The following is a 14,080-nucleotide window of genomic DNA, read 5'->3' on the forward strand; positions in this document are numbered from 1 at the left end:
GGATCAATTTCTTGTTTACACTAGACATCACAAATGAATTGAAATTGGAGATTTTACAATTAGCTGATGCCGAACCATTATTTACTCTCATTCAAGAGAATAAGACTCACTTAGGAGAGTGGCTGCCTTGGGTTCATCACTGCAAGAGCATAGAAGATGTCAAAACATTTATTCAATCGACTCGCACCTCCTATGCCGAACAAAAAGGAATGGAAGCTGGCATCATGCTGAACGAGCAATTGATCGGTGTGTTCCGTCTGACGTTTCATAATAGAATAGGCAATATCGGTTATTGGATTGGTCAAGGTGCACAAGGTCGAGGTATCGTGACGAAAACAGTGAAATATATGACAGGAACATTTGCTCATAAAGTCGATGGATTTGAAATCTTTTGTCCTGTTGGTCATGTTCGAAGTGAACGTGTAGCGATTAAGGCTGGGTTCCAGCTCGATCCTCACTATCAGCCCAAACCTGATACAGATTTTGTCCTTAGGCGGTATATACGAATGTTGAATCAATAAAACCTCCCCTGCACCTGTGCAGAGGAGGTTGTTTTCATCTAATGATATCCATTTTGCCCGTTCGCACTGCCGCTTGTTTTGTGCTTTGGCTGATGGCCTTTGTTTTGTTTTGTGTTGCTTCCGCCTTTTTTCGATTGTTTGGACATATGTGATTCCCCCATCTTTCAAGATTGAACTCGTTCGTTCTTCTTTAGGATGCCCTGTTTTCTTTAGAGCTTGCCTGGTACGATTTTACGCTTATGTAAAAGCGCATTGAGCTCGCCTCCGAGGATAATCATGATGCCGGTTAAATAAAACCAGATCATTAAAATAATGATCCCCCCGATGCTACCGTACATCGCACTGTAGTTGGCAAACTCGCCTACGTAAAATGAGAACAGCATGCTCACCAGAATCCAGCCGATAGACGCAAAAATGGCGCCTGGCAGAACAAATTTCAATTTCAGCCTGATGTTTGGGGCAAAATAATACAAGGATGTAAAAACAATCAGTAAAATCAACGGACTAATGATCCACCTCATGGCTGTCCACATGGTGAGGAAGGCATCTGACTGCCCAACTAATTTGGCAACAAATAAACCAAGCTCTTTGCCAAAGACAGGCAGCATCAAGGCGAAAATAATCGTAAGAACCATCGCAATGGTTAAGATGATTGATGTTAAACGTACGAGAATGAAGGAACGATTTTCCTCAACTTCGTAAGCGTGGTTAAACGCTCTGACGACCGCATTAATGCCGTTGGATGCAGACCAAAGGGCGGCAATAATCCCGAACGACAATAACCCGCCGTTACGGTTATTCAGCGTCTGTTCGGCAATGGATTCAATCATCGAAAGCGCTCCCTCTGGCGCATAACCAGAAATGACGCTCAGAACATCCTTTGACGTCAGCGGCAAATACCCAACCAGCGTCAGCACGAAGATGAGAAACGGAAATAATGAAAGTAAAAAGAAGTACGCAAGCTCAGCAGATTTAGCCGGTCCTTCATGCAGTAAAAAGCGTTCAATTAACGCTTTAACAAAACCCATACGCCTCATCTCCAATGATCAATCTTTCTGTTTCGTTCGAAAGTGATCCTTTGTTTCTTCAATAATCTCTAATACCTTTGGGGTTGTTTCCTTTAACTGATTCACCTGTTCATTTAAAAATGATAAATCATCTGAGACCGTTCGCATTAGCTGCTTCGTTTCTTCCATTTTTTCTTTCATGCAAGCAGACATCCTGCCCGGCTCCTGGCGGTACTCATCCAGCTTTTGCTGGCAGTCATTCCATTTGTCTTTTAGTGCAAGTCTTGTTGGCCGATGAAATAATGTCAGCAATACACCGCAGGCTGCTCCTATGACAGCTCCTTGAAGCACGATTTGATTTTTCTCTTCCATCTCATCTGATCTCCTTTCAGTTAAAGGTGTTTCTCTTTCTTTACATACGTCAAAAAACGGTCAATTCCTGTTTCAATTAAATCATGTACTTCCTCAAAGTTCCCTGTGTAATAAGGATCTGGCACATCATCTCGATCGTCGTCTTCAACAAAGTCAAGAAGACGGCCAATAAAGTGATGTTTCCCATAGCCGGCTATACTGCGGAGTGCCCCTGCATTTTCAGCATCCATCGCAATGATATAGTCGTATGTTGTGATATCCTCATCGATAATTTGTCTTGCGGTCATTCCTTCATAGCTGATTCCTTTTTCTTCAAGCAGCTTTCTTGTTCCTTCATGGGGCGGACTGCCTTGATGCCAGCCGCCAATGCCTGCTGAATCAATGACAAAGTGCTCGCTAAGGCCTTCATCTTCTACTCGTTTTCTAAACATGGCCTCTGCCATCGGTGACCTGCAAATATTACCAAGGCACACAAATAATACATGAATCATCCTTCATTCTCCTCCTATCTTTTCCCTAAGAGTCCCTTTCAAAAACCTTTCCCCTATCATATCAAGACCATTTTCTCTTGAAAACTTTGCAAGAAAAACTCTCATCGGCATTGACAAATTACACAAAAACAGGAGAAACTTTAGGAGAATTACACAAACAAAGGGGGATATTTGATGGGAATAATTGAGCAGTTTGTCACGACGATGAACAATTTTTTGTGGGGACCTCCCCTGTTGATTTTAATTGTTGGTACTGGAATATACCTCACCTTTCGCGTTCTCTTCATTCAAATTAGATTACTTCCTTATTCTTTAAAGCTCGCATTTTCGAAACAAGACAAAACATCAGAAGGGGATATCTCCCATTTCCAAGCATTAATGACGGCTCTGGCTGCAACTGTCGGCACAGGGAATATCGTAGGTGTTGCTTCGGCAGTTATAGCTGGTGGTCCTGGTGCTGTATTCTGGATGTGGTTTGCCGCATTTTTTGGGATGGCAACAAAATTTGCAGAAGCCGTTCTTGCTGTTAAATACAGGGTCAAAAACGAAAAAGGCGAAATGTCTGGCGGACCTATGTACTACTTAGAGCATGGCTTGAAGCAAAAATGGCTAGGGGTGCTATTTGCTATTTTTGGTGCCTGTGCTGCCTTTGGGATCGGGAACCTTGTGCAGTCTAATTCAATCTCAGGGGTTATGAATTCTACCTTTCAAATTCCAACATGGGTGACAGGTATCATTATTACTGCCTTTACGGCACTTGTCATTTTAGGCGGAATTAAAAGCATTGGCCGTGTAACCTCTATTTTTGTACCAGTCATGGCTTTATTTTACGTCATTTGTGGATTAATCATTCTTATTATGAATGCTGATCTTGTCCCAGGCGCAGTTGGGCTCATTTTATCTGATGCCTTTACTGGTCAAGCCGTTGCAGGAGGTGCGATTGGAACTGTCATTCGCTGGGGTGTGGCACGTGGAGTATTTTCAAATGAAGCTGGTCTTGGCTCCGCACCGATCGCAGCTGCTGCTGCCAAAACGGATATGCCTGCCCGTCAGGCTCTCGTGTCTATGACACAAGTATTTATTGATACAATCATTGTTTGTTCCATTACTGGCATTACCATTGTGATGGCAGATATGTATTTAACAGAAAAAAGTGATGCACTGACCTCTTTATCCTTTGCCCATTTCCTTGGACCAATTGGCTCAACTATCGTAGCAATCGGGTTACTTTTGTTTGCTTATTCAACGATCATTGGCTGGTCGTATTATGGAGAGAAATGCTTTACATATTTGGCGAAAGATTCGTACGTCATGTATTATCGCATCGTGTTTGTCATTGCTGTCTTCTTCGGAGCCGTGTTTAAGAATGACTTCGTATGGGGTTTTGCAGATATGCTAAATGGGCTTATGGCCATTCCAAACTTAATTGGGCTCATCGGTTTATCAGGGGTTGTGGTATTTGAATCAAAACGAATCATTGATAAGATCAAAGAAGAGAAAAAGGAGAAAAACACCTCCTTGTTGTCTTAATAGCCCTTTTATTCTTTTGCATTTCTGTTAAAATAGACATATTATTCAACACACATGCAGGAAAGGACGTGCCGCCCTTGTCAGAGCAAAAAGCGGCTGAAGTCAATCAGCTGATTGAAGACATTTCGCAAAAGCTAAATATGCTGAACATTGGAGTCATCAAAGCCGAGGACTTCAGTCCAGACAAGTACGAAGATATTGAATTTCTTCACCAAATGGTGATGAAAAAATCTTCATTCAGCCCAAGTGAAATGCAAGCCATCGCAAGCGAGCTGAAAAGCTTACGAAAATAATTGTGCAAAGGGAACTGCCCTGTGGTCTTCGTGCAGTTTTTCTTGATCAACACGCAGAAAATCCAGCACTTTATGAAGTGCTGGATTTTTTATGCTGTAACAACTGCTGTTTATTTCGCAAGCAGTTTTAATGATTCACGGTTAAATGCTGGAATGTCGTCTGGTGTACGGCTTGTCACAAGCTGATCCTGACAAACGACAACTTCTTCGTCTTTAAATTTAGCGCCTGCGTTTTCCATATCGACTTGAATGGATGTATAGCCAGTTGCGCCTCTTCCTTCCAGCGTCTTCGCTGTAATAAGCAATTGCGGCCCGTGGCAGATCGCAAACACAGGTTTTTTCTCGTCCATAAATGCTTTAGTGAATTGGACGTAACGCTCATCTGCACGCAGAATGTCTGGTGAGAAACCGCCAGGAATGAGAAGTGCATCGAAGTCTTCTGGCTTCACGTTATCAATGGACGCATCCACTCTCACTTCAGCCTCTCCTTGCTTCCCTTTGACTGTTTTTCCTTTTTCGTTTTCAATCACTGTGATGTCATGGCCTGCGTCTTTAAAAGCTTTTGCAGGCTCGGTGAATTCAACATCCTCAAAGTAATCTGTTAATACAACTGCAATTTTCTTACCCATGTAGAAACCCTCCTGCTTGATTATCGTTTACACTACACACTATACCCGGGCGCGATGAAATCAAACATCCTATCCCTATCAGAAAACCCCTTATGACAAAAATAAGCATTTAGACTCATCCTCTTTCCCTTAACAAGGTAATTCGTATGATTTATGTTATCTTTACAATAATCTGCAAAAAATAACTACAAAAGTTAACGAAACATTTCTACAATAGGTATTGTGGTCAAAAAAATTAGAAAGGCGGAGATCAGGTGAAGAAGCATACGCATAGGTCTAAACGAAAAAAAAACCTGTCTATTCTGCTCACTTCCATTATGATGATTAGTCTCATTCTCCCAGCAGTACCTACTCATGCAGAAACAGAAAGCGGCAATGCCGTGAAGATCAGCATCTTAGCCACAACCGATGTTCATGCGAACATGATGAATTACGATTACTACAGCGACAAAGAAACAAATGAATTCGGTTTGGCGAGAACAGCCGAACTGATTGAAAAACACCGTTCACAACATCCTAATACACTCCTTGTTGATAACGGAGACCTGATTCAAGGAACCCCTCTTGGAGAATACGTTTACAAAAATGAAAAAGACAGCATCATCAATCAAACAAAGGTTCATCCCATTATTCATACACTCAACAAACTAAAATACGATGCAGGAACACTTGGCAATCATGAATTTAACTACGGATTATCCTTCCTTGACGGTACCATTGCGGGCGCCAACTTCCCGATTGTCAATGCGAACGTCAAAAAGTTAAATGGAGAACATCGCTTTACTCCTTATGTGATCCAAGATAAAACCTTTCAAGATGCAAACGGAGTATCACAAAAAGTGAAAGTCGGTTACATAGGATTCGTCCCACCACAAATTATGACGTGGGATAAGAAGCATTTAGATGGACAAGTTCAAGTGCAGGATATCGTCGAATCTGCCAATGAAACCATTCCTGAAATGAAGGCGAAAGGCGCAGATGTCATCGTCGCTCTTGCCCATACAGGAATTGAAAAAACCGCTTCGCCTAAAGGGTCAGAAAATATGATCTTTGACCTTGCCACTAAAACGAAGGGTATCGATGCGATTGTGTCTGGTCATCAGCACGGCACATTCCCAAGCTCTGAATATAGCGGCGTAGACAAATTCGATGTCTCAAAAGGAACCATCAACGGCATTCCAGTCGTCATGTCAAAAAACTGGGGAAGCTACCTCGGAGTTATTGATTTGACACTAGAGCCTGACGGCAGCAGCTGGAAGGTCACAGACGGAACAGGAAAAATTGAAGCTGTTGCTGGGGTGTCACCTCAAAACAATACAGTGAAAGATGCCATTCAAACGACACATCAAAACACACTTGATTATGTCAGAAAACCTGTTGGTAAAACAGAAGCAGACATTAATAGCTTTTTTGCTCAAGTGATGGATGACCCGTCTATTCAAATTGTGACAGATGCACAAAAATGGTATGCACAAGAAAAAATGAAGGACACGGCGTATAAAAATTTACCGATTTTATCTGCGGGTGCACCATTTAAGGCCGGCGGCCGAAATGGCGTAAATTATTATACAAATATCGCAAAAGGAGATTTAGCGATTAAGAATATCGGCGATCTCTACCTTTACGATAACACCGTACAGATTGTGAAACTCAAAGGCAGTGAAGTGAAAGACTGGTTAGAGATGTCTGCTGGGCAATTTAACCAAATCAAACCAAACGATTCAAAAGAACAGCCTATTTTAAACGAAGAATACCGCTCATATAACTTTGATGTGATCGATGGTGTGACGTACCAAGTCGATGTGTCTCAGCCTGCTAAATATAGCACAACAGGCACACTAGTAAATGCCAATGCGCACCGTATCAAAAATCTGTCTTACAATGGAAAGCCTGTCTCTGACAATCAAGAATTTTTAGTCGTAACGAACAACTACCGTGCTTCGGGCGGTGGAGGCTTCCCGCACCTCACGCAAGATAAAGTCGTGCTTGCCTCAGCGGATGAGAACCGTCAAGTGCTGATGGATTATATTATCGAGCAAAAAAACATTAACCCAACTGCGGATCAAAACTGGTCCATTGCACCAGTCAAAGGCGCTACTTTAACGTTTGAGTCTTCTCTTCTAGCAAAGCCTTTTGCAGAGAAATCAAACAGCGTAGACTTTGTTCGCAACGCAAGCACAGATGGCCTTGGCGTATACAAGCTAGCCTTCAAAGAGGACGGCACAACAGAACCGCCTGCCTCAGACAACTGGAATTTAACGGTGATGCATACGAACGATACACATGCACACCTAGACGATGCTGCAAGACGTGCGACAAAGATCAAAGAAGTTCGTGCTCAAAGTGAGAACAATATTTTATTAGACGCTGGTGATGTGTTCTCTGGTGACCTATACTTCACAAAATGGCAAGGACTTGCCGATCTGAAGCTGATGAACTTGATGAAATACGATGCCATGACGTTTGGGAATCATGAATTTGACAAAGGCCCAACTGTCCTTCGTCAATTCCTGACAGGAGATGCATCAGACGTAGATGCTAACAACCGTCATCAATTTGAAAAGCCTCACTTCCCAATTGTGTCATCAAACGTTGATGTTTCTAAGGAAAAACAGTTAAGAGACCTAGTGAAAAAACCAGCCATGTTTAAAGCTGGTGAGAAAAAAGAAGCCGGGATTTACCCGTACATCCTGCTTGATGTAAACGGCGAAAAGGTGGCTGTATTTGGCTTAACCACTGAAGACACGGCCATTACATCCAGCAGTGGTCCAAACATTCAATTTAAAGATGCATACAAGAAAGCAAAAGAAACCGTCAACACCATTCAAACAGAAGAAAAAATCAATAAAATCATTGCTTTAACACACCTCGGCTATAACCGTGATCTTGAGCTTGCTCAAAAAGTAGACGGCATTGATTTAATCATTGGCGGTCACACACACACCCTTGTTGAAAAATTAAAGGTCGTCAATAAAAAAGAACCTACGATCGTCGCTCAAGTGAAAGACTACGGACAATTTTTAGGGAAAGTAGACATGGCCTTTGACAAAAAAGGAGTTGTACAGCCAAAAGAATCTTCTTTTGACCTGATCCCCATCGATGACTCTGTCAAAGAAGATGCGGATGCAAAAGCGATTCTTGATCAATACAAGGCAGATATTCAAGATATAAAAACGGAAAAAGTCGGGACGACCGCTGTCCTTTTAGACGGGCAGCGTGAGCACGTTCGTGCAAAGGAAACGAATCTTGGAAACTTTATTGCTGACGGCATGCTGCAGAAAGCGCAAGAATCTGCCGGTGCTGACCTTGCACTCACAAACGGCGGCGGGATTCGAGGAAGCATCGAAAAAGGTGATATCACATTAGGTGATATTTTAACGGTGATGCCTTTCGGAAACACACTTTATGTCGCAGATTTAAAAGGCAGTCAAATTAAAAAAGCGCTCGAACAAGGACTGTCAGGCATCGAGGAAGGCGGAGGCGCATTCCCTCATGTAGCTGGCATTGAATATACGTTTACACTGAGTAAACCAGCTGGCAGCAGATTGATTGATGTGAAATTGAAAGATCAAAAAGGTCAACTGACGGACCTTAATGATGAGAAAACATACCGCGTAGCCACAAATGCATTTGTCGGTACAGGCGGCGACGGCTACAGTGTCTTTACAGAAGCTTCTCACGGCGAAGATTTAGGCTATGTTGACTATGAAATCTTCAAAGAGCAAATTGAAAAGGCAGACGGTCAAATTTCTCCTGTCATCGATCATCGAGTGAAAGAAGTGTTCCTTCCTCGCATGACAGGAAAAGGTGCTTATGACATTCAAGATAATGAGAAATTCCAAACGTATGTGCAGCATACAAACAAAGCATTACTCTATCTAGACAAAGCAACCGAAGCGAAAAACGTTCAATTGTCCCTTTCAAAAGCGCAAGTAGCCGAGCTGAAGAAAAGAGAGCAAGATCCAAACGTCACCATCTATCATGACAAAGTCGGACTAAAATTACCGCTTTCCAATTTGTCAGATAAAAGTGCAGATATACGAATGGCGAAAACAGATAAGGTGAAAAACGCATTAACCGAATCGTATGATTTCCAAATCAAACAAGATCAGAAAAAAGTTTCTACCTTTAAAGATCCTGTCACACTTTCCTTTACATTAGACGAGCCTCAAAAGGCGGAGAAACCTGGTGTTTATTATGTGGATCGTGAGAAAAATCGTTACACTAAAACAAATAACGGTTCGTTCGAAAACGGGATCGTAACAGGTGAAACAAAACACTTTAGTGAATACACAGTGCTCAATCAAAGTGAAGCAGCTGGAACTGCCCCAGATCAAACCGGTGAAGACGGCGGAACATCGGCACCAGGCGGAACGGATCCAAGCCAAGATGGAACCGGGCTACCAGGCGGCACTTTGCCGAATACGGCAACGATGATGTATACGGCTGTATTGATTGGCTTGCTCATGCTCGCCTCAGGCGGTATCCTTTATTACTACCAGCGCAAGCGAACAAGAAAAAATATATCATCCTAAAAGAAATGGACAGAGCTTATGCTCTGTCCTCATATTATTGACAAAGGGCTAAAATGATTTTAGCCCTTTGTCTTCTTTTCAGCGTGTTTTGAAAACCCTTGAAGTCTAGGAAGGACGAGTACCGGAGCGAATTTGACATTCGTGAGCATCGGAACGCAGGGCTGACACAGAATGCGAGGGGTTGTCTACACGCTGAAATAGAGCATAGGCTTTGTCCTTTTTTCATTTCCACATCAATCTTGAGATAAATAAATCCAATTTCTATCGTCAAATTCTTTCACATCATCTGATCCTATATGACGTAACATTCTATTAAAGAAAGTGACGTCATCTTCATCATCGACATCATATAAATCCTTTAGAACATATTCTCTCGTAATAAAATTCGTTAAGTTCGTATTATTCACAAAATCAGCAAAGTACGATTGGACAAGAGTTAAATCCTCTTCATTCAATGTTTCATCACTAATAATTGAAATATGAAACACATTCAAAATCGCTTGAATATCTTCTTCATCCATATAACATAATGGATCTAGTTTTCTGTCTTCTTCCGTAAATGGTTTTCTCGTATCTTCAATGATGACGTAACATAAAATCATGTGATCTTTCATCACGCTAAAAATTTCTAAATCCCGTAATTTTAGTGGTCTATTCAGTCTAATCATTTTTCCTCCTGAGATTTTGCTCTTGTCGTTGTTTATCCCCTTGCTCCCCCAAAACCTGAAATAGACAGAGCCTATGCTCTGTCCATTTTTTCTCTTCTTGCAAAATCGACGAATCTGAAGCGGTCTAATCGGTGACGGCTTTCTGTGTATTGAAATAGACTTGTATCCTCTAAGAACACGTAATTCTTCACCACTACTACATGGTCAAACCCATTCAAATCAAGATACTTGGCATCCTCTTCTGTACATGGCTCCACCACAAATTCCTTCTGAGCATAGCTAATCGATACACCGAGTTCTCCTTCAATATACTCGTAGATCGATCCGTTGCATATGTCCTTAGACAGTGTCTGCACATGCCTTTGCAAAAAGTAATCCTTGTCTAAAATGACTTCTTCCCCGCTAATATTGCGAGAACGAATAACTTCCCAGACGTCTTCCTGCCCATTTATTTTCAGCTGAGACTGAATATACTGATCCGGTTTGATTAAACCAAATTCATGAACAGTTGTGACCGTCTTCCGGCCAAGCGTTTGGGAAAGCTCTTTAAAGCTGACGAGACCTGAAACAGGGAACTGCATTTTCTCCCGATTCAGCAATACAGAGCCTTTCCCGCGGATTTTTTGAATATAGCCATTTTGCACAAGGATGTTTAATGCCTTTCTCACCGTCTCCCGGGACGTGTCGTACATTAAGGAAAGCTCATGCTCTGATGGAAGGATGCCTTTATCCTGCCATTCACCTTGTTCAATTCGTCGTGCGAGCTGATCATAAATCACTCGAAATTTATTCTCTTTCATTTTCCTTCCGCCCCATTTATTAGCGTTTGGTTAAATGATAAACGATTGACTCGTATGGACGCAACGTAAAGCCCTTGATCTCTGCCGGAACATCCTCATAATTGGATAGCAGGACTTGAACGTCCATTTCATCTGCATCCTTTAATAGCTCATCAGGAAGCGTAAAGTCCGCTTCTCCTGCATAAAAGTGGTTGATCACGAGGAGCTTCTCATCCTTTCTTTCTCTCACATAAGCAAAAACCTTTGGGTCATCTTCCAAAAGTAAAGTGAAGCTGCCATACGTGATCACATTATATTCTTTACGCAGTCTGCAAAGAGCCTGATAATGATAAAAAATAGACGTGCGGTCTTTTAATGAAGCTTCCACTGAAATGTCGTTATTGGCAGGCTCAATCCAAGGCGTTCCTTTTGAGAACCCTGCATTTTTTTCTGTGGACCATTGCATTGGTGTACGGGCATTGTCTCTTGATTTGATCTGTAAAATCGCCAGTGCTTCTTCCTCTGATTTCCCTTTTTCAAGCATGGCTTCGTACATATTGAGCGACTCAATATCTCGATAGGACGAAATGTTCTCAAAGCGAGGATTCTTCATGCCAATTTCCTCACCTTGATAAATATACGGAGTTCCTTGCATCAGATGAATCGTGGTCGCCAGCATCTTCGCTGATTGCTGATGATACGTACCATCATCACCGTATCTTGAGACGATACGCGGCTGATCATGATTGCACCAGAAGAGTGCATTCCATCCGCCTCCCTCATGCATTTTCGTCTGCCACTCAGCCAGAATCGACTTCAATTTTTGAAAATCAAATGGCGCGATGGCCCATTTTTCACCGTTTGGATAATCTACTTTTAAATGATGGAAGTTAAACGTCATATCGAGCTCCTGCCGATCTGGTCTTGTATACCGAATGCAGTCTGCGATATTCGTTGAAGACATTTCTCCAACTGTCATGCTATCGTATTTTGAAAAAACCACCTCGTTCATTTCATGCAGGAACTCATGAATTCTCGGACCATCTGTATAGTACATACGGCCGTCCCCCTGCACAGATTGTCCGGCATCATCTAGGAACCGTTGATCCTTTGAAATGTTATTGATGACATCCAGCCTGAATCCATCAATTCCTTTTTCAAACCAAAAGTGCATGATGTCATATACTTGCCTGCGCACCTCATTATTTTCCCAATTGAGATCCGCTTGGGTGACATCGTATAAATGAAGATAATAGTCACCTGTCGCTTCATCTAGCTCCCAAGCTGGACCGCCAAATTTTGACTGCCAATCATTCGGCGGAGATCCGTCCGCTTTTGGCTCCTTCCAGATATAATAATCTCGATAAGAGTTATCCTTTGACTCACGCGAGGCTTGAAACCACTCATGGAAAATCGATGTATGATTGACTGCTAAATCCATGATGACACGAATTCCTCGTTCATGTGCTTCCTTCAGCATGTGCTCAAAATCAGCCATTGTGCCGTACATATCATGGATTTTTGTATAATCACTAATATCATAGCCATTGTCATACTGCGGTGACTCATACATAGGGGTCAGCCAAATACAATCTGCCCCCAGTTCTTTTATATAATCGAGCTTTTTCGTCACACCATTGATATCACCTGTACCAGAGCCTGTTGTATCTAAAAAACTCTTCGGATAAATTTGATAGACCACCGCTTTTTTCCACCACGGTTCGTTTGTTTGTTGATTCAAATTCCTTCACCACCACTAGTTAAGTTCTTGTGAAAAATCCTTCTTCTTTTTTAATTTTGCATATAAAAGGGTACCAATGAACGGAACAATCAGCACAATCACCATGCCTATTGCAAATGCGCCCCAATATTTCGGAATGATCGAGAAGATCCCCGGAATGCCTCCAACTCCGACCGAGCTTGCCAGTACACCTTGAGAGGCGATAAACATACCAGCTAACCCTGAGCTGATCAGTGCAAAAATAAACGGGAATCGATAGCGCAGGTTGACCCCAAACATCGCTGGCTCGGTAATCCCTAAGTAAGCGGAAATACTTGAAGTCAGCGAAAGTCCTTTTTGCTTTTCATCTTTTAAGACAAACATCATCGCAAGCGCAGCTGATCCTTGTGCGATATTGGACAGTGCGAGCATCGGCCATAGGAACGTGCCATGCAATTTTGAGTTAATCAATTGAATATCGACAGCTAGGAATGTATGGTGCATACCTGTAATAACTAACGCTGCATACAATCCGCCGTATAAAAGACCGCCAAGTGCTGCGAATTGCTGGAATACGGTCACAAGTCCAGAGGTTAAAACGTTTCCGATCGCAAATGTAATAGGTCCAATGACGATAAACGATAAAAACCCAATGAGTAATAACGTAATCGGTGCAACGACTAACAGCTGAATACTTTCAGGTGTCCGCTTAGTCATAAATAATTCGAGCTTTGCAAGTAAATAGGAGGCGACGAGTATCGGAAGAACCTGTCCCTGGTATCCTACCTTCTGCACTTCAAGTCCAAACAAATTCCAGACAGGAATGTCTCCAGACTTTTCAGCCGCTCCATAGCCCCACGCATTTAACAGATCAGGATGTACGAGCAACAGTCCAAGAACCATCCCTAAAAGCGGATTTCCTCCAAATCGCTTCACAGCCGACCAGCCAATTAATGCCGGCAAGAAGGTAAAGGCAGTTCCTGCAATCAGGTTGATCATATTCGCTAAATCAGCCCATGCCGGATACACATCCACAATCGATTTTTGATCAAAGAAAATATCAGGAGCTGTTAAAATATTATGAATCCCCATTAATAAACCGGCTGTGACGATAGCAGGAAGGATCGGAATAAAGATATCCGCAAGCGTTTTCACAGCACGCTGCAATGGATTTAATTTCTGATCAGAGGCTCGTTTGACGTCCTCTTTCGTTGCTTCCCCAATTCCCGTCTGTTTGACCATTTCAGCATATACCCGATTCACGACCCCTTGGCCAATGACGACTTGGTATTGTCCATTCGCTGAGAAAGATCCCTTCACTTCTTCAATTTGTTCAAGTGCTTTCTCATCAACTTTTCCTTCGTCTTTCAGCACAAAGCGCAGTCTTGTCACACAATGTGTCGCTTGATCAATGTTTTCTTTGCCGCCGATGGCTTTCACAATCTGATCTGCTGCTGCCTGATAATCAGCCATGCTATCCCCTCCGAGACCGTTTTTTTATAAGAAAAAAGAATCAAAAACTTGTATATACATGT

At 42.3% G+C, this 14,080-nt stretch carries 12 protein-coding genes; 4 read left to right on the forward strand and 8 right to left on the reverse strand.

Annotation, left to right across the window (positions count from 1 at the left end):
* The first annotated feature begins 11 nt into the window (after positions 1-11).
* Positions 12-521, forward strand: a complete 510-nt coding sequence (locus R0K30_RS14230; protein WP_367308296.1) for a GNAT family N-acetyltransferase — start codon at positions 12-14, stop codon at positions 519-521.
* Between the two features lie 209 nt (positions 522-730).
* On the opposite strand, the gene R0K30_RS14235 is transcribed toward R0K30_RS14230, so the two are convergent.
* From R0K30_RS14235 to R0K30_RS14245, 3 genes are read right to left on the reverse strand one after another with little or no spacing between them, the layout of a single operon-like run.
* Complete coding sequence (locus tag R0K30_RS14235; protein WP_099727660.1) at positions 731-1,549, reverse strand: YihY/virulence factor BrkB family protein; 819 nt, start codon at positions 1,547-1,549, stop codon at positions 731-733.
* An 18-nt stretch (positions 1,550-1,567) separates the two neighbouring features.
* On the reverse strand, positions 1,568-1,900 hold the full coding sequence (locus R0K30_RS14240) for a hypothetical protein (RefSeq protein WP_410611339.1): 333 nt from the start codon (positions 1,898-1,900) through the stop codon (positions 1,568-1,570).
* 20 nt (positions 1,901-1,920) lie between these two features.
* The gene (locus R0K30_RS14245; protein WP_230031554.1) at positions 1,921-2,391 is read right to left on the reverse strand and encodes a low molecular weight protein-tyrosine-phosphatase; all 471 of its coding nucleotides are present in this window, start codon (positions 2,389-2,391) and stop codon (positions 1,921-1,923) included.
* A gap of 174 nt (positions 2,392-2,565) precedes the next feature.
* Here R0K30_RS14245 and R0K30_RS14250 point away from each other — a divergent pair, with 174 nt between their 5' ends.
* On the forward strand, positions 2,566-3,921 hold the full coding sequence (locus R0K30_RS14250; protein ID WP_099727664.1) for an alanine/glycine:cation symporter family protein: 1,356 nt from the start codon (positions 2,566-2,568) through the stop codon (positions 3,919-3,921).
* Positions 3,922-3,998: 77 nt separating this feature from the next.
* The gene (locus R0K30_RS14255; protein ID WP_034323493.1) at positions 3,999-4,214 is read left to right on the forward strand and encodes a DUF1128 domain-containing protein; all 216 of its coding nucleotides are present in this window, start codon (positions 3,999-4,001) and stop codon (positions 4,212-4,214) included.
* 110 nt (positions 4,215-4,324) lie between these two features.
* On the opposite strand, the gene R0K30_RS14260 is transcribed toward R0K30_RS14255, so the two are convergent.
* The gene (locus R0K30_RS14260; protein ID WP_249705288.1) at positions 4,325-4,843 is read right to left on the reverse strand and encodes a type 1 glutamine amidotransferase domain-containing protein; all 519 of its coding nucleotides are present in this window, start codon (positions 4,841-4,843) and stop codon (positions 4,325-4,327) included.
* Positions 4,844-5,097: 254 nt separating this feature from the next.
* Here R0K30_RS14260 and R0K30_RS14265 point away from each other — a divergent pair, with 254 nt between their 5' ends.
* On the forward strand, positions 5,098-9,378 hold the full coding sequence (locus R0K30_RS14265) for a multifunctional 2',3'-cyclic-nucleotide 2'-phosphodiesterase/3'-nucleotidase/5'-nucleotidase (protein ID WP_410611343.1): 4,281 nt from the start codon (positions 5,098-5,100) through the stop codon (positions 9,376-9,378).
* A 233-nt stretch (positions 9,379-9,611) separates the two neighbouring features.
* Here R0K30_RS14265 and R0K30_RS14270 read toward each other — a convergent pair whose 3' ends face one another.
* From R0K30_RS14270 to treP, 4 genes are all read right to left on the reverse strand, one after another.
* On the reverse strand, positions 9,612-10,046 hold the full coding sequence (locus tag R0K30_RS14270; RefSeq protein ID WP_410611345.1) for a terpene synthase: 435 nt from the start codon (positions 10,044-10,046) through the stop codon (positions 9,612-9,614).
* Positions 10,047-10,117: 71 nt separating this feature from the next.
* The gene (treR, locus tag R0K30_RS14275; protein ID WP_099727668.1) at positions 10,118-10,846 is read right to left on the reverse strand and encodes a trehalose operon repressor; all 729 of its coding nucleotides are present in this window, start codon (positions 10,844-10,846) and stop codon (positions 10,118-10,120) included.
* Positions 10,847-10,865: 19 nt separating this feature from the next.
* Positions 10,866-12,566, reverse strand: coding sequence for an alpha,alpha-phosphotrehalase (gene treC, locus R0K30_RS14280; protein ID WP_099727669.1), 1,701 nt, complete (start codon positions 12,564-12,566; stop codon positions 10,866-10,868).
* A gap of 15 nt (positions 12,567-12,581) precedes the next feature.
* Positions 12,582-14,018 (reverse strand): PTS system trehalose-specific EIIBC component, encoded by a 1,437-nt coding sequence (gene treP / locus R0K30_RS14285; RefSeq protein WP_230031551.1) that lies wholly within the window; start codon positions 14,016-14,018, stop codon positions 12,582-12,584.
* Positions 14,019-14,080: the final 62 nt, after the last annotated feature.

This window comes from Bacillus sp. SIMBA_154, assembly GCF_046536015.1.
GTDB lineage: Bacteria > Bacillota > Bacilli > Bacillales > Bacillaceae > Bacillus > Bacillus pumilus_P.

Excerpts from the sequence above, each read along its gene's own strand:
- R0K30_RS14245 (WP_230031554.1), bottom strand. The coding sequence starts at position 2,391 with ATGATTCATGTATTATTTGTGTGCCTTGGTAATATTTGCAGGTCACCG.
- R0K30_RS14260 (WP_249705288.1), bottom strand. The coding sequence starts at position 4,843 with ATGGGTAAGAAAATTGCAGTTGTATTAACAGATTACTTTGAGGATGTT.
- R0K30_RS14240 (WP_410611339.1), bottom strand. The coding sequence starts at position 1,900 with ATGGAAGAGAAAAATCAAATCGTGCTTCAAGGAGCTGTCATAGGAGCA.
- R0K30_RS14235 (WP_099727660.1), bottom strand. The coding sequence starts at position 1,549 with ATGGGTTTTGTTAAAGCGTTAATTGAACGCTTTTTACTGCATGAAGGA.
- treP (WP_230031551.1), bottom strand. The coding sequence starts at position 14,018 with ATGGCTGATTATCAGGCAGCAGCAGATCAGATTGTGAAAGCCATCGGC.
- R0K30_RS14250 (WP_099727664.1), top strand. The coding sequence starts at position 2,566 with ATGGGAATAATTGAGCAGTTTGTCACGACGATGAACAATTTTTTGTGG.
- treR (WP_099727668.1), bottom strand. The coding sequence starts at position 10,846 with ATGAAAGAGAATAAATTTCGAGTGATTTATGATCAGCTCGCACGACGA.
- R0K30_RS14270 (WP_410611345.1), bottom strand. The coding sequence starts at position 10,046 with ATGATTAGACTGAATAGACCACTAAAATTACGGGATTTAGAAATTTTT.